The 18,254-nt window shown below is 57.0% G+C and carries 26 protein-coding genes and 1 pseudogene; 6 read left to right on the top strand and 21 right to left on the bottom strand.

Annotated elements, in window-relative coordinates; all coding sequences use genetic code 11:
• Positions 1–81: 81 nt before the first annotated feature.
• Positions 82–735: a hypothetical protein gene (locus tag J122_RS19170; RefSeq protein ID WP_156471793.1), complete on the bottom strand. Its 654-nt coding sequence runs from the start codon at positions 733–735 to the stop codon at positions 82–84.
• 944 nt (positions 736–1,679) lie between these two features.
• Here J122_RS19170 and J122_RS19175 point away from each other — a divergent pair.
• Positions 1,680–2,996, top strand: coding sequence for an IS1380 family transposase (locus J122_RS19175; RefSeq protein ID WP_061333766.1), 1,317 nt, complete (start codon positions 1,680–1,682; stop codon positions 2,994–2,996).
• A 321-nt stretch (positions 2,997–3,317) separates the two neighbouring features.
• Here J122_RS19175 and J122_RS19180 read toward each other — a convergent pair whose 3' ends face one another.
• The 9 genes from J122_RS19180 to J122_RS19210 all read right to left on the bottom strand — a co-directional run bounded on the left by J122_RS19180 (position 3,318) and on the right by J122_RS19210 (position 6,478).
• Positions 3,318–3,632: an MbcA/ParS/Xre antitoxin family protein gene (locus tag J122_RS19180; RefSeq protein ID WP_061333767.1), complete on the bottom strand. Its 315-nt coding sequence runs from the start codon at positions 3,630–3,632 to the stop codon at positions 3,318–3,320.
• A 4-nt stretch (positions 3,633–3,636) separates the two neighbouring features.
• Positions 3,637–3,876, bottom strand: coding sequence for a hypothetical protein (locus J122_RS19185; protein ID WP_061333770.1), 240 nt, complete (start codon positions 3,874–3,876; stop codon positions 3,637–3,639).
• Between the two features lie 28 nt (positions 3,877–3,904).
• Complete coding sequence (locus J122_RS27020) at positions 3,905–4,225, bottom strand: hypothetical protein (protein WP_227510303.1); 321 nt, start codon at positions 4,223–4,225, stop codon at positions 3,905–3,907.
• A complete protein-coding gene (locus tag J122_RS27025; RefSeq protein ID WP_227510304.1) occupies positions 4,194–4,541 on the bottom strand; it encodes a metallophosphoesterase family protein in 348 nt (115 codons plus the stop codon). The genes J122_RS27020 and J122_RS27025 overlap by 32 nt, the downstream gene beginning before the upstream one ends.
• Positions 4,538–4,750: a hypothetical protein gene (locus J122_RS19195; protein ID WP_061333772.1), complete on the bottom strand. Its 213-nt coding sequence runs from the start codon at positions 4,748–4,750 to the stop codon at positions 4,538–4,540. The genes J122_RS27025 and J122_RS19195 overlap by 4 nt, the downstream gene beginning before the upstream one ends.
• The gene (locus J122_RS19200) at positions 4,743–5,444 is read right to left on the bottom strand and encodes a metallophosphoesterase (RefSeq protein WP_197463894.1); all 702 of its coding nucleotides are present in this window, start codon (positions 5,442–5,444) and stop codon (positions 4,743–4,745) included. Before J122_RS19200 ends, J122_RS19195 begins: the two co-directional genes overlap by 8 nt.
• Before the next feature lie 131 nt (positions 5,445–5,575).
• Entirely contained in the window at positions 5,576–5,998 is a 423-nt protein-coding gene (locus J122_RS19205; RefSeq protein WP_061333776.1) for a hypothetical protein, read from the bottom strand.
• Positions 5,999–6,071: 73 nt separating this feature from the next.
• Positions 6,072–6,239, bottom strand: coding sequence for a hypothetical protein (locus tag J122_RS21365; RefSeq protein WP_227510305.1), 168 nt, complete (start codon positions 6,237–6,239; stop codon positions 6,072–6,074).
• A complete protein-coding gene (locus J122_RS19210) occupies positions 6,239–6,478 on the bottom strand; it encodes a hypothetical protein (protein ID WP_061333778.1) in 240 nt (79 codons plus the stop codon). The genes J122_RS21365 and J122_RS19210 overlap by 1 nt, the downstream gene beginning before the upstream one ends.
• A 361-nt stretch (positions 6,479–6,839) precedes the next feature.
• On the opposite strand from J122_RS19210, the gene J122_RS19215 reads away from it, so the two are divergent.
• The 4 genes from J122_RS19215 to tnpC all read left to right on the top strand — a co-directional run bounded on the left by J122_RS19215 (position 6,840) and on the right by tnpC (position 9,920).
• Entirely contained in the window at positions 6,840–7,463 is a 624-nt protein-coding gene (locus J122_RS19215) for a hypothetical protein (RefSeq protein WP_061333779.1), read from the top strand.
• Positions 7,464–7,581: 118 nt separating this feature from the next.
• On the top strand, positions 7,582–7,899 hold the full coding sequence (tnpA, locus tag J122_RS19220) for an IS66 family insertion sequence element accessory protein TnpA (RefSeq protein ID WP_061333781.1): 318 nt from the start codon (positions 7,582–7,584) through the stop codon (positions 7,897–7,899).
• Positions 7,896–8,240: an IS66 family insertion sequence element accessory protein TnpB gene (tnpB, locus tag J122_RS19225; protein WP_061333783.1), complete on the top strand. Its 345-nt coding sequence runs from the start codon at positions 7,896–7,898 to the stop codon at positions 8,238–8,240. Before tnpA ends, tnpB begins: the two co-directional genes overlap by 4 nt.
• 27 nt (positions 8,241–8,267) lie before the next feature.
• Positions 8,268–9,920: an IS66 family transposase gene (tnpC, locus tag J122_RS19230; RefSeq protein ID WP_197463895.1), complete on the top strand. Its 1,653-nt coding sequence runs from the start codon at positions 8,268–8,270 to the stop codon at positions 9,918–9,920.
• A 108-nt stretch (positions 9,921–10,028) separates the two neighbouring features.
• On the opposite strand, the gene J122_RS19235 is transcribed toward tnpC, so the two are convergent.
• Positions 10,029–11,161, bottom strand: a protein-coding gene (locus J122_RS19235; RefSeq protein WP_413772228.1) for an IS3 family transposase whose coding sequence is annotated in 2 segments (ribosomal slippage) — positions 10,029–10,879 and positions 10,879–11,161 — 1,134 coding nt in all. Because the reading frame shifts where the segments join, the coding sequence is not laid out codon by codon here.
• Between the two features lie 53 nt (positions 11,162–11,214).
• Between J122_RS19235 and J122_RS19245 the strand changes: the two genes are divergently transcribed.
• Positions 11,215–11,451: a hypothetical protein gene (locus J122_RS19245; RefSeq protein ID WP_227510306.1), complete on the top strand. Its 237-nt coding sequence runs from the start codon at positions 11,215–11,217 to the stop codon at positions 11,449–11,451.
• 31 nt (positions 11,452–11,482) lie between these two features.
• Here J122_RS19245 and J122_RS19250 read toward each other — a convergent pair.
• The 10 genes and pseudogenes from J122_RS19250 to J122_RS19295 form a co-directional block, all read right to left on the bottom strand.
• Positions 11,483–11,839 (bottom strand): annotated as a pseudogene (locus tag J122_RS19250) (IS1634 family transposase); the annotation flags it as partial.
• A 115-nt stretch (positions 11,840–11,954) separates the two neighbouring features.
• Positions 11,955–12,347 (bottom strand): ketopantoate reductase family protein, encoded by a 393-nt coding sequence (locus tag J122_RS19255; RefSeq protein ID WP_227510307.1) that lies wholly within the window; start codon positions 12,345–12,347, stop codon positions 11,955–11,957.
• 79 nt (positions 12,348–12,426) lie between these two features.
• The gene (locus tag J122_RS19260; protein ID WP_061333794.1) at positions 12,427–12,870 is read right to left on the bottom strand and encodes a GlcG/HbpS family heme-binding protein; all 444 of its coding nucleotides are present in this window, start codon (positions 12,868–12,870) and stop codon (positions 12,427–12,429) included.
• A 5-nt stretch (positions 12,871–12,875) separates the two neighbouring features.
• Positions 12,876–13,562, bottom strand: coding sequence for a hypothetical protein (locus J122_RS19265; protein ID WP_061333796.1), 687 nt, complete (start codon positions 13,560–13,562; stop codon positions 12,876–12,878).
• Positions 13,563–13,599: 37 nt separating this feature from the next.
• Positions 13,600–13,791 carry a 2-hydroxymuconate tautomerase gene (locus J122_RS19270; protein ID WP_061333798.1) on the bottom strand — a complete coding sequence of 64 codons (192 nt, stop codon included), beginning with the start codon at positions 13,789–13,791 and terminating at the stop codon, positions 13,600–13,602.
• Positions 13,792–13,800: 9 nt separating this feature from the next.
• The gene (gene dmpH / locus J122_RS19275; RefSeq protein ID WP_061333800.1) at positions 13,801–14,595 is read right to left on the bottom strand and encodes a 2-oxo-3-hexenedioate decarboxylase; all 795 of its coding nucleotides are present in this window, start codon (positions 14,593–14,595) and stop codon (positions 13,801–13,803) included.
• Positions 14,592–15,629, bottom strand: a complete 1,038-nt coding sequence (gene dmpG / locus J122_RS19280) for a 4-hydroxy-2-oxovalerate aldolase (protein ID WP_061333802.1) — start codon at positions 15,627–15,629, stop codon at positions 14,592–14,594. The genes dmpH and dmpG overlap by 4 nt, the downstream gene beginning before the upstream one ends.
• A gap of 12 nt (positions 15,630–15,641) precedes the next feature.
• Positions 15,642–16,577 carry an acetaldehyde dehydrogenase (acetylating) gene (locus J122_RS19285; protein ID WP_061333804.1) on the bottom strand — a complete coding sequence of 312 codons (936 nt, stop codon included), beginning with the start codon at positions 16,575–16,577 and terminating at the stop codon, positions 15,642–15,644.
• A 24-nt stretch (positions 16,578–16,601) separates the two neighbouring features.
• Entirely contained in the window at positions 16,602–17,387 is a 786-nt protein-coding gene (dmpE, locus tag J122_RS19290) for a 2-oxopent-4-enoate hydratase (protein WP_061333806.1), read from the bottom strand.
• On the bottom strand, positions 17,387–18,247 hold the full coding sequence (locus J122_RS19295; protein WP_061333809.1) for an alpha/beta fold hydrolase: 861 nt from the start codon (positions 18,245–18,247) through the stop codon (positions 17,387–17,389). Before J122_RS19295 ends, dmpE begins: the two co-directional genes overlap by 1 nt.
• Between the last annotated feature and the right edge of the window lie 7 nt (positions 18,248–18,254).

Here is an 18,254-nt window from a genome sequence, read left to right on the forward strand (position 1 = left end):
GCACCCATTGCTCCACCATGGAAAACAAGGGGCCAATTGTTACACCCAACCGGCCAAGATAATTGTCGCTAACCGGTCATCCTAATTGTCGCCGAACACGGGTGTCACCCACAGGGTCACCGTACTTTTTTGCTCATCAAACCCTAGCGGCCTGCCCGTTGCTTGCACGGTTCCAAGAGCTTTTTGCTCGACCGTCAACGACGGCATGACACCTTGTACCGTTGCCCCACTTAGATCTTCATAGCCAAACCTCACCATGACGCCCTGCTTGATCGAGCGGTTGGCAAATTTTGCTGCAATCCCTCGGCCTGATGATCGCAGAAACTCTTGCTCCTTTTCCGAAAGAATTGGCGCATCCTCCGGTTCACCCAATATCCTCTGTGGGATCAAATCCCTAAATACAAATCGAGCCGCAGTCCTAAATACGTCCACCTCCGAAGCCGTAGCCCCAGGTCCTGCCAGCCTCACAACGTAGGTTGCCGGGAATTCGACATCGTGCGTTGGTTCAATCCTGAGACGCCACTCAACGGAAGTCGCCGCCAATTTCCTCATATCCCGAAAATCGCTAAGAGCCGAAACAATAGCGTCCTTGAGCTGCTTTTGGGCCGGCAGGACTATTGAGGACTCTTCCTCAAACTCAAGCGCTCCTCCTGCATTGAAGAAGTGAGGTGCGCTTGCCGGGTGTAATACTACGATTGTGCCGTCGAACGAAACGGAGCCTTCATGAATACCCATAAGATTTTGTTTCCCCATGCTTTCCCATCTATGTTTTTTCGCTAGTGACCCAAACGATATCGCCACCATTGCTCCGTGACTAAGCTCTCACCGCATCTTGTCCGGTTAGCCGGACTTTTGTTGCCTGCCGCATGGTTTTGCGGGTGAGGTTATTGCCTACCTGCACCAGCTCGGTCGATTACCACTCAACCATTCTTCTACCACGCTCCAGGCTCGAATTGGGCAAGCAGCTCTAAACAATGGCAATGTCGGGTCATTTAGGCGACACCCATGATCTGCCAAGACAAACCATGGGCATCACGCATTCATATTTTTTCAGAGAAAAAAGGGGAGGGGGCGTCGAAAAGGTGTGTTTTTTGCGCGCCTTTCAGCAAGCGGGCGGAAGATCAGGCAGGTTTTATTGACTTGCTCACTCAAACTTCGCATCTACAATGAGATTGGACGCCGGTCAATTGGAGCAGCAGAATAGACTGCATTGGGGCAATGCGCTTGACGGACCCCATGATAGAATTCCTGAACTCAAATCCCAGAAATGAACAGTAGGCCAAACATGTGGGACAACTTTTTCGTATGGCTTTTGATCTTCTCGGTGATCCTAGCCGCGGCGGCCACACTGATTGGCGGCTTGGCACTCAGATCACATGCCAGGCTCTGGCGGGAAATCCACAAATTATCCGAGTCCTCCGATTCAAACTGACACCACCAAAATCAATCTTGAAGCGGATCTCAAGCCGATCACGTGTTTGACACCCGGGCGTTCTTAGAGTCGGTAAGAAAATCGATCAATACGGACGGCAGTCTTCCGCAGTTGCAGTTGACGGCTTGATTAAGTCCTAAATCCGTGACTTCAACGAGCTAAAGTCGCGCCCCAAGCCTGCAATAGCAGGATCTTGAGCGATATAATAGCCCCTGACATTCATTCACCCAGTCAGTGATTTTGGCTCATGCGTACCTTCACCCTCCAGCAATCCCGAACCGAAGTCTATACACCCAACGGTGGGCTGGCTCTGGTTGGCCACTGCCTGAATCGACATACATCCCTCACCAAAACCGCCCGCACCATCGTTAAGCGGCACGGTATTCCGAACATTGAACTGATTCGGACCTACCTGGGCTTGATTACGCTGGGCAAAAGCGATTTTCAGGCGGCTGAGCCGGTTCGCACGGATCCGTTCTTTAAATCCGCTCTGGGCATCAAGCAGTCGCCTTCCTCGGCTCGATTGCGCCAGCGCTTTGATGAAGATGCCAAGGCCCTGACGCCCCTGTTGGACGAGGCCAGCGTCGAGTTTCTTCAGTCCGTCGGGGCCCCGGTATCCCCCCTGCCGATGGGCCACGTAGCCCTGGATATGGATGTCTTTCCCATCGATAACAGCCAGACCCATAAAGAAGGTGTCAGCTACACCTACAAGGGCTACGACGGCTACGCGCCGATGGCCGCCTATCTGGGACAGGAAGGCTGGTGTCTGGGATGCGAACTGCGCCCGGGCAGCCAGCACGCCAACAAGGGATTTCTCGACACCCTCAAACGGGTGTTACCCCGGGCTCGATCACTGACGGATAAACCCATTCTGCTGCGCCTCGACAGCGCACACGACGCCCGTGCCAATCGCGACTTCCTCCGTAAGCAGGACCGGGTCGACTTCCTGATCAAGTGGAACCCTCGCAAAGAAGATCCGCTCGTCTGGGCGGAGAAGGCCCAGGCCCGCAAAGCCTGGTCACTGGAGCGTCACGGTAAAATGGAAGCGCTGCTCTCAGAGGCGATTCCGGACGAGCCCGGTCTGCGTCGCATCGTAAAGGTGACCGTTCGTACCAGCGATGCCCAGGGCCAGTGGTATCTCGAACCGGAAGTCAGCCTCGAAGGCTGGGTGACCTCTTTGCCAGCCGATGTGGCCGATGAGCAGCAGGTCATGGCGCTGTACAGTGATCACGCCACCAGCGAGCAGTTCCACAGCGAGTTCAAGACCGACCTGGATCTGGAGCGACTGCCGTCCGGCAAATTCGACACCAACAATCTAGTCATGGCGTTTGCAACGATGGGGTACAACGTATTGCGCTGGATGGGCCTGAGGCTGACCGGCCCGGATGCGCCGGTTCGCCATCCGGCCAAGCGTCGCCGCCTGAGAACCGTGATGCAGGAAATCATGACCCTAGCCTGCCGCCTGGTGCACAGCGGCCGGCAGTGGACTCTGCGATTTGGCCGACACTGTCCGGGCTTTACGGTTTATCACGATCTTTATCAGGGCCTTGCTTCTTCCGGATAAGCCGACTTCAAAACTGCAAAAAAACGGCCTTCCCTGGCATCGCATGCCGGGCCAGCCTGCTATTGTCTGAAGATCACTTTCTGGTTATGTATTGACCAACCTCGGACTATCCGTCGCTTTTGCTCTTTGCATCCCGGCCTCAATAACCAGAATTTCGCCCGGTTCTCGTCCGTGTTGGCGCATGGGGCCACCTGACGGGTGTAGTGGTGAGTGGAGTCACTGATTCAGGTAAGTGGTCAGGAAGCACACTGGAAGGTAAAGACGGTTTCCTTGAATGCCAGAGAGGATCCAAGAGCAATATGGCGACCGGCGACAGCATGATCAACTGAAGTCTCCCCACGCAATTTTCTGGATCGCAGAAGCTACTGACGCGCAGCCCTCATCAGTACCCAGCAAGTCGAAAGGTTTTTCACCATCGAGCGCCGGAACAGGGCTCTGTAGCCACTTGAATGCAAGCTCCGGGGATTCAAAAACCCGTATCCCCTGGAGAATAACATCCGCCGCTTGCTGTGTGATTTCCTGCTCCAGGCCAACTTTCACCATCTGATCCCACTGCCGAAATGCCTCTGGCATTGGAGCACTCAGGTCACATTGGGCCACCAGATCACTCAAACTGTAGCGTTTACGATCTGTCATTGTCTTACCTTCTACTTCCTTTTCGGCCGCGTATCACCGCGGCTTGCATCACTCCAGTCTGCTGATTGGAGAACCTGTCGAGTGGTTGGTATTCACCATCCCACTCCTGAGCATGTCGGTACCGGACAACCTGTGCTGAGGTGAGCTCGACAATATCATCGAACCCCGTTTCGTACCCCTCAACCAGGACAGGCGTTTCCGGCGGCAGTAACTTCAGATGTTCAATCAGTTCTTCCGCTGTCATTCAAACTCCTTGGTCAAATATGACCTTGTCATATCTCTACCACGACAGGCTCATTGCTGGGTTCGTAGCGAGCGGTACAGGTGCTGGCATTGATCAGTTTCGTGCTTCCCCGCCAGTATTCCCCGTAGCCCTCGTGGATATGGCCAAAGATGTGGGCTTTGAGTGAGAGTTGCTGAATTCGGTGAAGCAAATCAACGCATCCGACATTCTGGCATTTGAATCCGAGGTTTGCCTCATCGCCAATGCCTTTCGGTGGTCCGTGGGTGATCAGCACATCAACGTTGTCCGGAATGAGCTGCCATTTACGGTGCAGCGGCTCACCACGATCCAGCATAAACGCCCAGTCCATAAAGGTGGGTGTCCAGGGTGAGCCCCAGAACCAACCGCACACCCTCAATCTCGACGCCACTGTCTTCCAGGTAAATAGCATTCGTTAGTGCCTGCTGTGCCCATTCCAGAGTTTCCTGAAATGCCCAGTCGTGATTACCTGCAACCACAATCTTATGGCGATGCGGCAGCGTTCCGAGCCAGTCATTGAGGTCTTCGATGTTCTCCAGTGTGCCCTGACCCAGACTATCGCCCGCATGAACAAGCACGTCGCCATTGGGAATCTCCGGAATACGACGGTGCATGCTGTGGGTATCTGAGATACAGACCAGCTTCATTCTGTGCACTCCTGTGGCGTTAACAGTTCTGACTCCAGGCGCCAATCCACATAAGGAAGCAATCGGACCATGTTGCGCGCATCGTCCACACCGCAACCGAACTCAATAATTTCAATATTGTGGACACTTTGCGGCTCACCCTCCGGGTTAAACCGGGACACCCAGCAGGTAGCCTCGAGATCAACGATCAGCAATTTGCCGTTAGTCATTTCGCGGCGCCTTTGCCACCAGTGCTAATACTTGGTGAACCGGCATCAACGGCACCCGACCGGTATTTGCCAGAGTATCAATCCAGAGCTGATTGCCCTTCTGAATCATCTCGTCAGTACCAATGTGGCCTGACACCACGGCCGAGATACCCGAAATGGCATGATCCGCCCCCTGCGCCCGGTTCCAGGGCCAGGTGCATTCAATGGCAAAGCGCTCTGAGAAGGGACTGTCCTGAACGGTGCACCAGTCGTCGAATGGGCTTTGGGCATGCACCAACCCCAGTTGGCCGTTCTCGCATTCCAACGTGATGGTGAGTGGCATCTGGTAACGACAGCGGGTTGCCAGGCCCGTATAGGACACCTCGTCCAAGGTCGAGGCCCATTCCCCGCCCATTCCTCGATGCTTGTATCGGCTTCTGATATCTTCAGCGCCAGCGATAAACATCAACTCATGGTTGCCCATCACGCTGTGTACCCAGTCCGTTGTCAGCACCCACTCCAGAAGGGCCCGGGATTCGGGCCCGCGATCAATGGTATCTCCCAGCAGAAACAGGCGATCAACCACTTTGTTGAAACCAGCATCCGACAACGCGGCTTGCAGAGCCTTGAACTCGCCGTGAAGGTCACCACAGACCCAATCCACTCCGGTCGGATTGGCGGCAAAAAATCGGTGTCGGGTCAGTCGCATGCTCATCAACAAATACCACATGTAGGCAGATTACCTTTTACCAACAACAACATATGGCTATAGGCTAGCAATGCCGATCAAAAAACACCAGCGTTGATATGAGCCCGGAAATCTCAGGGAGAAAGCGCTGGTATGGTTCAGCTAGTCCAGGGCTCTGCGCTCAACCAGTTCCGCATGGCGCCCCCACGTTCTAACTGGCCAGATCGCTCCCATTCCCAAACCCAGCCGATGATGCGGTCAAAATCCACCACATCATTGATGTCGGTCGGCTGGACGTTGGGCACCATCCGATTGTTCTGTTCAATGTGATAATAAAGTAGGTCAAAAACGGCGCGTTCGTAGCTGGCGCACCTAAACAATGTCACCGGTAGCCCTGACAGGGCCAGAAACTCCGATATATCTACAATCTCTTGTTCTCCGAACAGGAAAGAGGTATCCGGGTAGTTATGACCGGCGATAGCCCAGACAGCGGGTGCCCCCATATCGTGCCAGAAAGGTTTTAAGCGCGCCGGGTGGAGAGTACAGAGTGCAGTCAGCCCGGTGATGTATGGAATCGGCATTGTTATCGCTCTAACATGGCCTGTTAACCTGCCCGCTTTGCATCAAAGTAACGCCGAGTTTTCATAAGATGCTTCAGGGGGCCTTGCGTGTGGCAACTTCTGATACCTGGTTAGCGTGCTCTGGGATACCCTCCCCGATCATCTGCATCATTTCTTCCTGAGTGCAGCCCCACTCACGACAGATACCAAAGAACCCTCTGAGAGCCACATGCCCTTTGGCTTTTTCGTCATCGAGGGCCATTATGTTCGTCCCTTCTCGGGCTGCTCTCGATCTTCCATAAAGTCGTCACTGACGCCTTCAGAGTCGAAATACTCGTCCCAAACCGGATCGGTCGGCCGGTCATAGCGCTTGACCGAACCTTTGAGGCGTTCCAGAGGCGTAAGCTCCCGGGGCAACGGCTCTGCCAACTCATCGGCATGGGCGGTTTGGGGATTGAGGCCCTCCAGAAGCTCTTTTTCGGTTGGGCGTTTCATCGTCATGGTAACGTACTCCATGGGCACAAAAGGGGCAGATCAAGAAACCATAACCCGCTTTGATCACGTGGTCGAGTCAGGGTCAAAGTGCAACTACGCAACAACCTGATGTTAGTTTATGCCGCTGTCTCTTGATGGTGAGTGGAAACGGGGAAGAACCTATCTGAAATAATGGCCATGAAGGTAGCGGTGATCGGCGTGATAAGCCGTAACTGAGTAAGTTATCGTAAGATCCAGACTACGATATTATCTGACTCCAGAATGCCATAAGGGAACTCGCACCAATGCAGTGCAGAATTCGGAGCCGACCCCGGTTACCAATTTAGCGCCAGCTTTGTGTTGCTGATCCGAATGGAGGGTTTGAGACGTGCAATCAGACGACAAAATTCGTAATCAGCTTGTCACCGAGGTGAGTCAAGACTATTTGGCCTACATTCTGTCTCAAGACATCCAGAGCAGCATTTCGAATTCGCCGCCCGATAACAAAACTCGTCAGAAGAGCCAGCCTTTATCGCCAAAAGAAAAGGACATTCTCAAAGCCGGCGGAGCGCGGTTCACAGACGCTGACAGCCATGCCATCGAAGAAATAACCCGCCGCCAGATCCAGCAGCTCCTGAATGAGGTGCGCGACATTATTAAGCAGGCGCTTACTCTGGACGAGGTAGCCCAACGTCTTTCCGTATCAAAAGAACAGGTTCGCGGTCTTCTTGCGAAGACACCCCCGGGGCTTTACACATTTAAGTCTCCCAGCGGAGTGCTGTTGTTTCCGCGTTGGCAGTTTACAGAGGAAGCCACTCTCCCCCATCTTCAGATCATTTTGCAGAACATTGGCCCAGGTGTGAACCTGCTTACCCTGAACCGGTTTATGACGACCGAAAACGGTGATCTGCTGCTCGGCAACCGCTGCCTAAGCCCAAGGGATTGGCTCGCCTCAGGCCATGATCCCTCAGAAGTTGAGATACTCGCCAGAGACATCTCCGGGCAGGTATGATGATCACCCAGCACTAGATAACACGGAGGCACCATGGATATGACAGCAGCGCTCATCGGTTACGGAAGCTTTGTATTGTCGTTACTGGCCATTGGTGTTGCTGGGTATTGGAAGGCCGATGCTCTGGAAGCTTGGGCAACTCGGAGGTTTAAAGCACCGTACTCCAGAACAGTGGCAAGCCCTGGTTGATCAGCAGCGTGACAGTGGCCTGTCAGCGTCGAAGTTTTGCAAACAAGAGAACATTGGTTACGCCAGCTTCTGCAACTGGCGCAAGCGCCTGGCCGACCCATCGACCGATGAGCCATCAGGTTCCGGGGAAGCCAGCTTTCTGGATCTGTCATCACTGATGGGTAGCTCTACATCCTCCGGTGCAGGCTGGCACATCGTGCTCAGCCTCGGCAATGGCGTCGAACTGCGGCTGAGCCAGAACGGATGATCGGGCTCGATAGTCAGGCCCGGATCTGGCTGTGCACCGAGCCTACCGACATGCGCAAGTCGTTCCGGGGCCTGAGTGCCCTGGTCCGGAATCAGTTGAAGCACAACCCGCTCAGCGGTCAGTATTTCGTCTTCATCAATCGCCGCAAGACCCAGATGAAGATGCTGTATTTTACGGCCACCGGTTACTGCCTGTGGGCCAAGCGTCTGGAGCAAGGGCAGTTCCGGGTGCCGTTATCCGCCTCCGGGCAGAAGCCTCTGACCCTGACGGATCTGCAGTTGCTGATCGATGGCATTGAGGTGCAGAAATACCGCCAATTCAAGCGTTTTCAGGGGGTATAGGGGCGGAATTCCGGTATAATACCCACCATGAATTCAACGGCTTCTGCACCCCAATCCAATGCACCTTCCTACTCGGCCCTGGCCGAGGAGAATGCATTGCAGCGCGAGCAGTTGGATGCTCAGGCGGAAGCTATTCGGCAGTTGAAACACCAGCTGGACTGGTTCAAGAGGCAGCTGTTCGGCCCCAAATCCGAGAAGCAGGTGTATGACCTGCCAGGACAGGACAGCCTGTTCCAGCCAGATGAAGCGCCACTCCCGGAAAAGCCTGCCGAGGAAGAAAAGCGCACCGTCAAGGCCTATCAGCGCGGCACCGGCAAGAAGCAGCGCGATGACGATTGCCTGAACGATACCGGCCTGCGTTTTACCGCCGATGTGCCGGTGGAAGTCGTTGAGCACCTGCCATCAGAACTGACCGGGCCGGACGCCGACCAATACGACATTATCGGCACCAAAACCACCTACCGTCTGGCCCAGCGGGCCTCCAGCTACGTGGTGCTGAAGATGGAGCGCCCGGTATTCCGGCGCAAGGGTACAGACCAGAAGTCTGTAACAACACCGGCTCCGTTCAACGTGCTGGATAACAGCCTGGGGGACGTTAGCTTGCTGGCCGGGTTGCTGGTCGATAAATTCCAGTTCCACCTGCCGCTGTATCGCCAGCACCAGCGCATCCAGCAGGCCGGCATTACCGTCAGCCGCAGTACCCTGACCAACCTGGTCAAGCGTGCCATCGACCTGCTTAGGCCCATTGTGGATGCCCAGACCGACAACGTCCTGAGAAGCCGGGTGCTGGCCATGGACGAAACCCCCATCAAGGCCGGGCACCAGGGCCGGGCAGGTCCGCAAAAAGGCAAGATGAAAGCCGGCTGGTTCTGGCCGCTGTACGGCGATGCCGACGAGGTGGTGTTCACCTACTCACACAGTCGGGGGCGTGCCCACATCGAAGCCACCCTCAGTGACTCGTTCAGCGGCACCCTGATCAGTGACGGCTATGCAGCCTACGCCCGTTATGCCGCGGCCCAGGCCAACGTCACCCACGCTCAGTGCTGGGTGCACAGTCGCCGTTACTTTATCGAGGCACAGAAGGAACACCCGGAGCCGGTCGCCGAAGCTCTGCAACAGATCGCGGCACTGTACAAAAACGAAGAAAAGATCCGCACCCAGAACCTGACCGGCGAGAAGAAACGTCAGTACCGGTTGGAGCACTCCAAACCGGTGGTTAGCGACTTCTTCCAGTGGTGCCGGGATCAGTTGGAGCAAGGTGGTCTGCTGCCCAGTGACTCACTGACCAAAGCCCTGAACTACGTGCTCAGCCGGGAAGCCAGCCTGACCGTGTTCCTGGAAAACCCGGATGTTCAGCCAGACACCAACCACCTGGAACGGGCCCTGCGCCCGATCCCGCTGGGCCGCAAAAACTGGCTGTTCTGCTGGACCGAACTGGGCGCGGAACACCTGGGCATCATCCAGAGCCTGATCAGCACGTGCAAACTGCACGATATTAACCCCTACACCTACCTGGTGGACGTACTGCAGCGCATCAGCCAGCATCCGGCCAGAGACGTGGCCGATCTGACGCCACGCCTCTGGAAACTCCGGTTTGCCGACACCCCGTTACGGGCACTGATCGACCCGCGTCATACTGACTGGCAGAACAAACAGCCGGAGACCGTTCATGCGCATTGAAGACATGAGCATCGACCAGTTAATGGAACTGAATCGCTACTGAGGTGGACCCAATCAGTTGGACAACCTGATGGTGTCCCTAAGCTATGATCCGGTTGTTTCCCTGGCTCAGGCTGCCAGAGATATGGGTTGCCCGTAGTACACCTCATCGGGCGTTTGGTAATCAAGGGTTTGGTGGTACCGGGTCTGATTATAATGCCGGAAGTACCGGTGGAGCGCCTGTTTTAAGTGCCGGCCATCCTCGAAGGCAGTGAGGTAGACGCACTCGTGTTTGACGCTGCGCCAGAGCCGTTCCACGAAGATGTTGTCATGGTAGCAGCCCTTGCCGTCCATGCTGATCCGGATGCCATGATCTTTGAGAGCGCCTGTGAAGGCGTCACTGGTGAACTGGGCACCCTGATCGGTGTTGAAGATCTCCGGCGGTCCATGGCGCTGTAAGGCCTCCTCCAGAGCATCGATGCAGAAGTCTGTGTCCATGGTGTTGGAGACCCGCCAGGACAGCACTTTACGGCTGTACCAGTCGATAATAGCGACCAGGTACATGAAGCCCCGGGCCAGCGGCACGTAAGAAATATCCGTTGCCCAAACCTGGTTGGGGCGATCGATTTCCAGCCCTTTGAGCAGGTACGGATAAATCTTGTGCCCATCGCCCGGAGTGCTGGTTCTGGGGCGTGGATACACCGCCTGGATGCCCATGGTGCGCATCAGGCGCTGCACCCGCTTGCGGTTTATCCGGTGGCCTTTGCGTTCCAGGTGGACACGCATTTTACGAGAGCCATAGTACGGCGTTTCCAGGTGCTGCTGGTCAATCAGGTACATCAGATCTAGATCCTCCTGACACTGTTCACGAGGGACGTAGTACACCGACGAGCGGCTCAGTTTGAGCAGCTCGCACTGGCGCACAAGGCTGACTTGGGGGTGACCCCGCTCGACCATCGCCAACCGCTGTTGACGGCTTACTGATCGAGCTTGCGCGACAAAAAATCGCGTTCCACCGTCAGTCGGCCGATCTCGCGGTAAAGCTCGTCAGTGCTGGGTTCACCGGATTGCTTACCGGCCTTCTTCTTGCCTTCGAAGAGGTCGGGAGCGTTCTTCAGCAGCTCACGCTTCCAGGTGCTGACCATGGTGGGGTGGATCTGGAAACGGGCAGCGATTTCGGATGTGGTCTGGTCCCCCTTGAGGGCGGCCAGAGCGACTTTGGACTTGAATGATGCGCTGTATTGCTTGCGTTTCTTGCTCATGATTCTCCTCCTTGTGGAGATATTGAATCAGAGCTTAGGTACCTGTCCAAATTTTGGGGTCCACTTCATACATCTGCCGGCGCATTGATGAATTGCGGGACCAGGAAAACCTGCAGGCGCTGAGTCAACTGCGAGTCGGCCTGAAAGTGACCTTCGAGGGCCGGGAAGGTCCGCTGCTGGGGATCGTCACAAAAATCAACCGCAAGAGCGTGATCGTGTTAGCCGAGGATGGCACCAAACAATACAAGGTGTCGCCCGGGTTGCTCAGGCCTCTGCGTGATGTGGGGTAGGATGGTCAATCACGTCTTGGAATGAACGGTTACGATTGAACACCATGATCCGCAGGAGCCGCTCGGCATCGAACTGGCGCTTGCTACGCAAGACACGCCGGAAGGCGTTATCCAGGCCGAGCTCTTTCCAGAGTGACGTCAGCAGCCAGGTATCACCCACGGAACGCGCCGGCGCGAAGTCGGTCTCGCCGGTGCCTTCCTCGAGCGTCGGCTGGCCGGTGACGCGCAACAGGCCGTTGATCAGCGCGCTGGATTCCCCAGCCGTAACGGCCTCAAGACGTCCCAGCGTCGCGATCACGCGTTGGCGCGGTTTGCCGGCCTCGTCGCGGTAAGACTAGACGAGCTTCACGTAGCGGCGCGGGCCGGATTTGGTGACTTTGACGAACATGTCACCACTATAAATCGCTTAATCTGTGCCTGGCAATGTATCAAGAGAAAAACGTGTCACTACAAAGAATTCGTGCAGAAATGGCTAAGTCACTGAATTCTCATGCCATGAGTGCCTATTTCAGGCCAGAATCGGACTGGAAGTGTCGAACTCGGGGGGGGGCGTTATCAACGCCATTCTGAAGTGACACCACCGGTACGGAACCGGAACGCAGCCAGTCGCAAAGTTCGGTCATGACTGCGTCAGTCGCCGTGGATTTGAGGGCAATGGTAACCAGATCAAAATCATTCGGGTGGTAATCCCGGATGAGTTCCTGATGATTACAGGCAGGAAGACCATGCCGGAGCACCTGCCCTTCATAATCAACGGTCAGGCCATCCGCTTTCAGTGCCTGAAGGTGATTGCCGCGAGCTGTCAGTACAACCTGGTGGCCAGCTTCAGCCAGCCTTGCGGCGTAGTAGCCTCCGATACCGCCGGCACCGATCATCAGAATCTTTAATGCAGCCACTGCAACCTCGATACGTCAGGATGTTGGTCAGAGAGAGTTCAGGGACAGCTGCCCAGAGTATATCAGGCCCGCAGCGCCGTCAGCTCGCAAGCACCTGCGCCGCAAACCGGGCGCATTCGATGTCTTCATCTTCGCTGCCACCAGATACCCCAATGCCGCCCACCAGAAAGCCCTTCCAGTACAGCGGCACGCCGCCGCCAATCACGGTGAAATCACCGGCCTTGGTGAGGCCTTCAAGCACTCTCGCGGGAGCCGACGCGAGCATATTTTCCAGATCAACCGTGTTAACGCCCATACCTGCGGCCGTGGTGGCTTTTTTCTGAGCCAGTTCGGAGGACACCAGGAACGACCCGGCCATTTTAATGAACGCCAACTGGCGCCCGGACGTATCCACAATTGATACCGTCGCCTTGATGCCCAGCTCTCCGGCCTTGTTAATGGCCGCCTGAAGCAAACTTAGCGACGCTTGTTCAGTCAAAGAAAACGAGGGTTGTGCGAGTGTGAGTTCCTGGTTGTTATCCATGGTTGCTATCTCATCCAGCCAAATCCGGACAGCATCTGTGCCGCATTGTTCATGCCACTACTGAACATCCGTTGGGGAAACTGCGAGCCCCCCAGGGTAAACGCGGCATTGAGCAGGCACACCGTCGGGTCATCCAGGCGATTGGTTTGGGCGGAGCCCGCAGCATCACCCTTGAACGACATCACGGCGCCCCACTGCTGATCCTGTGCCCAGGCACTGAGCAATTCCCTCAAATGCCGGTCGTGCAGGGAAATACCGTCTGGCTCTCTATGGCAGGCCTTGTCATCGAGGCAGATCACAAGGACATCCTGCTCCCGAAGCACCTCCAGACACCGCCCGACTCGCCGGTATTCAAGTTCACTCAGACCGGTATTGAGGATCAGCTCCGTTAACTCCCCCGGCTCCTCTGCCAGAAGCACCCGGAACAACTGGTGCCTGCTCGATACGTCCCGTGAATGCACTTCCGGCTCAAAACCCTGGTCTGAGAGCAGCGTCTTTATCCTGCCCGCGGTGGAGCCGTTGCCTTTAAGCTGCAGGATTTCCGGGGCTTTTTGATCGGCACGGGAGCTGATCACCACCACGCTTTTGTACTGCTTGCCCCAGATCATCCGGGCAGGCCCGGAACAGGCCTGTTCCCGGGACTGGATGCTGTCAGCGTCGCAGGAGACAAATAACACTGGAAGTTTGCTCATGTGCCTTCTCCTAAAAATCCGCAATCATCGCCGGGGCTTATCGCCCCAGCTTTTTTGCTGACTGCCCGCCGATGCCGAAATGTTGCTTCGGCATTTCGTTGAGAATGACACGAACACTTTCAACCGGCGCGCCGAGAGAACGGACAATGGCGTCTGTCACCTCGTGGATCAGCGTCTCCTTTTGCTCGTCCGTACGGCCTTCCAGAATGTTGATTTGAGCAACGGGCATAAAACCTCCTTATGCGAACCGGGCCGTGACCGTTCCCAGGCCCTGGTAGCGAACGCTGATGTTGTCACCGGCTTCCACCGCAATCGCCGCGGTGATGCCGCCGGTCATGATGAAGGTACCGGCCGGAATGTGCTCACCGCGCTCAGCCAGCAGGTTGGCCAGCATGGCCACGCTGGAGGCCGGATGGCCCAGCACCGCAGCACCGGCGCCGACATCCACAACCTCACCGTTCTTCTCAACCACAACACCCAGGGTTTTCAGGTCCAGGTCGGCCACGTTGGCCATGGTGCCACCGGTGATGAAACGGCTGGAGGAGGCGTTATCGGCCACCACGCTCACCAGGTCAAACTTGAAGTTCTCGTAGCGGGAATCGATCACTTCCACCGCCGGAATCACGAAATCCGTCGCCGCCAGTACGTCACCGATATGACAGCCCGGGCCATGCAACGGTGCCTTGGTCACAAAGGCGATCTCGGCTTCGATTTTCGGGTGGATCAGCTCTTTGGTGTTGACCACACCGCCGTCCGGCACGCTGAAATAGTCCGCCAGGAAGCCGTAGATCGGAGTTTCCACGCCCATCTGGGCCATCTTGGCCCAGGAGGTCAGGCCCATTTTCATGCCCACAACCTTGTTGCCGCGAGCTTCCTTACGGCGGCGAATTTCCCACTGCACGTCGTAGGCGTCTTCGAAGGTCATGTCCGGATAATCATTGGTGACCTTGGTGATGTCGCGGGCGTTCAGTTCGGCGTTTTCTACGTGCTCGGCCAGGGCCAGCATCTGGTCATTGTTCAGGGTCTTGCTCATGCTTTTTGCTCTTCTTGCGCCTTCAGCAGGTCCAGCGCCACGTCCACGATCATGTCTTCCTGGCCACCCACCATCCGGCGCCTGCCCAGTTCAACGAGAATATCCACAGTCTTCAGGCCATACTTCTGTGCCGCTACTTCGGAATGGCGCAGGAAGCTGGAGTACACACCGGCATAGCCCAGGGCCAATGTTTCGCGGTCGACACGAACCGGGCGGTCCTGCAGCGGACGAACGATGTCGTCGGCCGCATCCATCAGGGCGTACACGTCGGTGCCATGGTTCCAGCCCAGCTTGTCGAAGGCGGCGATGCACACTTCCAGCGGCGCGTTGCCGGCACCAGCGCCCATGCCGGAGAGGCTGGCGTCAATGCGGTCACAGCCTTCTTCCACCGCCACCATGGAGTTGGCCACACCCAGGGCCAGGTTGTGGTGGGCGTGAATACCGGTCTGGGTTTCCGGCTTGAGTACGTCTTTCAGGGCGCGGAAGCGATCCCGAATGTCGTTCATGTTCATGGCGCCGCCGGAGTCGACCACGTACAGGCAGGTAGCGCCGTAGTCTTCCATCAGTTTTGCCTGTTCAGCCAACCCTTGCGGGGTTTGCATGTGGCTCATCATCAGGAAGCCGACGGTGTCCATGCCGAGCTTTCGGGCGTGCTCGATGTGCTGTTTGGACACATCCGCTTCGGTGCAATGGGTGGCCACTCGCACGATTCTGGCGCCGGCCTTGTAGGCGTTGTCCAGGTCGTGGACGGTACCAATACCCGGCAGCAGCAGGGTGGCGATCTGGGAATGGGTGACCACTTCGGCCACCGCCTCGATCCATTCCAGGTCGGTGTGGGCACCGAAGCCGTAGTTGAAGCTGGAGCCTTGCAGGCCGTCGCCGTGGGCGACTTCGATGGAATCGACTTTCGCCTTGTCCAGGGCCCGTGCGATGTCCTGCACGTTCTTGATGCTGTACTGGTGACGGATGGCGTGGCTGCCGTCGCGCAGGGTCACGTCGGAGATGTAGAGTTTCTTGCCAGGGTTAACAGTCATGGTTCAATCTCCTCAGTTGATCAGTGACTCGGCGATGCGCTCAGCGGTGCCCAGGGCAGCGGAGGTCATGATGTCGAGGTTGCCGGCGTAGGCCGGGAGGTAATGGGCGGCGCCTTCGACTTCCAGGAAGATGGAGGTTTTCAGGCCACTGAAACGACCCAGGCCCGGGACGTTCATGGGCTGGTCTTCCGGGATCACGTCAAACTGCACTTTCTGCTTGAGGCGGTAGCCGGGCACGTAGGAAGACACGGCTTGCACCATTTCTTCTACCGACGCTTCCACTTCCGCCTGGTCGGCGGCGTCGGACAGCACGTACACGGTGTCGCGCATCAGCAGCGGCGGCTCGGCCGGGTTCAGGATGATGATGGCTTTGCCCTTCTGGGCGCCGCCGACCACTTCAATGGCCTTGGAGGTGGTTTCGGTGAACTCGTCGATGTTGGCGCGGGTGCCGGGGCCGGCAGACTTCGAAGAGATCGAAGCCACGATCTCGGCGTAGTGCACTTTCGCCACGCGGGAAACGGCTGCGACCATGGGAATCGTCGCCTGGCCACCGCAGGTGACCATGTTGACGTTTCCTTCCTGCAGGTTCTGCTCCAGGTTCACCACCGGGACGCAGTAGGGGCCGATGGCTGCCGGCGTCAGGTCGATGATCTTGAGGCTTTCCTTATGGCCCCGCAGGAACACTTCGTTGTGCATGTGGGCGCCGGCGGAGGTGGCATCAAACACGATGTCGATGTCGGCAAATTCCGGCATCTTCACCAGGCCATCCACGCCTTCGTGGGTGGTGGCTACGCCCATGCGGTTAGCGCGGGCCAGACCGTCGGATTCCGGGTCGATGCCGACCATGGCGCCCATTTCAATGTGCTTGCCGTTACGCAGAATCTTGATCATCAGGTCGGTGCCGATGTTGCCCGAACCGATGATGGCGGCTTTCAGTTTCTTGCTCATAATCTTGTCCTCTTTCGGTCCGGATCAGACAAAGCGCACAGACGCGCTGCCAATCCCGCCAATGTCCACACGCATGGTGTCACCGGCTTTCACCGGCTCCAGCGGTACCAGGGAGCCTGACAGGATGACTTCACCTGCCTTCAGGGAAATGCCGAACTCACCCAGGGTGTTGGCCAGCCAGGCCACGCAGTTCACCGGAGAACTCAATGCAGCCGCGCCGGCACCGGTGCTGATGATGGAACCGTTCTTTTCCACCACCATGCCGCAGGTCACCAGGTCAACATCCCGGGGGGAGACGGCGTTGTCACCGAGCACAAACAGGCCACAGGAGGCGTTGTCGGCGATGGTGTCCTGAATGGCGATCTTCCAGTCCTGAATTCGGGAATCGACGATTTCGAAACAGGGCATGACGCATTCGGTGGCCGCCAGCACATCGGCGTTGGTCACGCCCGGACCGGTCAGGTCTTTCTTCAGAATGAAGGCGATTTCGCCTTCGGCACGTGGGGCAATCAGGCGGTCGCTGATAGGCACCACTTCACCGCTGTTGAACACCATGTCGTCGGTCAGGTAACCAAAATCCGGCTGGTGTACGTTCAGCATGTTCATCACCGCCTTGCTGGTGACGCCGATCTTCTTGCCGATAACCCGGGCACCGGCCTGTTGCCGGCGCTCAAGCATGCGCAGGGAGATGTGATAGGCATCGTCAATGCTGATGTCTTCGCCACGGCTGGTCAGCGGCGAAATAGCTTCCCGCTTGACCATGGCTTCGTACAGTTCGTCGCCAAACTGCTGGATCTTCTGCTTATCCATTACTTGTCTCCGGCAGCGGCCTGATCCGCTTCGTTCAGGAAATCGTTGACCAACCGGGCGAACCGGTCGGCGTGTTCAATCTGGGTCCAGTGGCCGCAGCGGCCGAACACGTGCAGCTGGGCACGATCAATCAGTTCCGCCAGCTTGTAGGAGGCATCCAGTGGAATGACTTCGTCTTCGCGGCCGTGGATGATCAGGGTTTCGTGTTGCAGGGCGCGGATGTCGTCCTCATTGCTGGCCAGTCCATCCACCCAGCGCTGGCGCGGGGCCGGGAACATGGCGGCAAAGGATTCCTGGAAGCCGGGGCGAACGCTGGCCTGATACCGCATTTCTGCCAGTTCGTCGGTCAACAGCCCCTTGTTGAAGGCAAATACATCCATCAACCGGCGCATGGTTTCCAGCGAGGGCTGGTAACCCCAGACTTCGTCCAGCCCCTTGGTGATCGGGAAGCTGACACCGACAGACCCCATCAACACCAACCGGCGAACCCGTTGCGGGTGTTCGATAGCCAGAGCCAGAGCGAGACCACCACCGAAGGAGTTACCCACCAGGTCCACCTGTTCCAGGCCCAGTTCATCCAGCACACCGATGGCGTGTTTCACCCAGCGTTCACGGTTGTAGACCTGGTCTTCGGGGCGTTCGCTGTAGCCGAAGCCCAGCATGTCCGGGGCGATCACCCGGCGATGCTTTGCCAGCTCGGGAATCACCAGGCGCCAGTTGGCCCAGGCGGTCACGCCGGGGCCGGAGCCGTGGATCATCATCAGCGGAAATCCGCCTTCGCCGTGATCGTGCAGGTTGGTCCGGTAGCCGGCGGCGGTAATCTCGCGTCCGATTTCCGGGCTGTCTACAGGTGCGTTCATGGCTACC

This window comes from Marinobacter excellens LAMA 842 (assembly GCF_001574445.1).
In the GTDB taxonomy this organism is placed as follows: Bacteria; Pseudomonadota; Gammaproteobacteria; order Pseudomonadales; family Oleiphilaceae; genus Marinobacter; species Marinobacter shengliensis.

Coding starts and splice junctions, on each gene's coding strand:
- J122_RS19170 (WP_156471793.1), bottom strand. CDS start 735: ATGGGTATTCATGAAGGCTCCGTTTCGTTCGACGGCACAATCGTAGTA.
- J122_RS19175 (WP_061333766.1), top strand. CDS start 1,680: ATGCGTACCTTCACCCTCCAGCAATCCCGAACCGAAGTCTATACACCC.
- J122_RS19180 (WP_061333767.1), bottom strand. CDS start 3,632: ATGACAGATCGTAAACGCTACAGTTTGAGTGATCTGGTGGCCCAATGT.
- J122_RS19185 (WP_061333770.1), bottom strand. CDS start 3,876: ATGACAGCGGAAGAACTGATTGAACATCTGAAGTTACTGCCGCCGGAA.
- J122_RS27020 (WP_227510303.1), bottom strand. CDS start 4,225: ATGGACTGGGCGTTTATGCTGGATCGTGGTGAGCCGCTGCACCGTAAA.
- J122_RS27025 (WP_227510304.1), bottom strand. CDS start 4,541: ATGAAGCTGGTCTGTATCTCAGATACCCACAGCATGCACCGTCGTATT.
- J122_RS19195 (WP_061333772.1), bottom strand. CDS start 4,750: ATGACTAACGGCAAATTGCTGATCGTTGATCTCGAGGCTACCTGCTGG.
- J122_RS19200 (WP_197463894.1), bottom strand. CDS start 5,444: ATGAGCATGCGACTGACCCGACACCGATTTTTTGCCGCCAATCCGACC.
- J122_RS19205 (WP_061333776.1), bottom strand. CDS start 5,998: ATGCCGATTCCATACATCACCGGGCTGACTGCACTCTGTACTCTCCAC.
- J122_RS21365 (WP_227510305.1), bottom strand. CDS start 6,239: ATGGCCCTCGATGACGAAAAAGCCAAAGGGCATGTGGCTCTCAGAGGG.
- J122_RS19210 (WP_061333778.1), bottom strand. CDS start 6,478: ATGACGATGAAACGCCCAACCGAAAAAGAGCTTCTGGAGGGCCTCAAT.
- tnpA (WP_061333781.1), top strand. CDS start 7,582: ATGCTCTGGAAGCTTGGGCAACTCGGAGGTTTAAAGCACCGTACTCCA.
- tnpB (WP_061333783.1), top strand. CDS start 7,896: ATGATCGGGCTCGATAGTCAGGCCCGGATCTGGCTGTGCACCGAGCCT.
- tnpC (WP_197463895.1), top strand. CDS start 8,268: ATGAATTCAACGGCTTCTGCACCCCAATCCAATGCACCTTCCTACTCG.
- J122_RS19260 (WP_061333794.1), bottom strand. CDS start 12,870: ATGGATAACAACCAGGAACTCACACTCGCACAACCCTCGTTTTCTTTG.
- J122_RS19265 (WP_061333796.1), bottom strand. CDS start 13,562: ATGAGCAAACTTCCAGTGTTATTTGTCTCCTGCGACGCTGACAGCATC.
- J122_RS19270 (WP_061333798.1), bottom strand. CDS start 13,791: ATGCCCGTTGCTCAAATCAACATTCTGGAAGGCCGTACGGACGAGCAA.
- dmpH (WP_061333800.1), bottom strand. CDS start 14,595: ATGAGCAAGACCCTGAACAATGACCAGATGCTGGCCCTGGCCGAGCAC.
- dmpG (WP_061333802.1), bottom strand. CDS start 15,629: ATGACTGTTAACCCTGGCAAGAAACTCTACATCTCCGACGTGACCCTG.
- J122_RS19285 (WP_061333804.1), bottom strand. CDS start 16,577: ATGAGCAAGAAACTGAAAGCCGCCATCATCGGTTCGGGCAACATCGGC.
- dmpE (WP_061333806.1), bottom strand. CDS start 17,387: ATGGATAAGCAGAAGATCCAGCAGTTTGGCGACGAACTGTACGAAGCC.
- J122_RS19295 (WP_061333809.1), bottom strand. CDS start 18,247: ATGAACGCACCTGTAGACAGCCCGGAAATCGGACGCGAGATTACCGCC.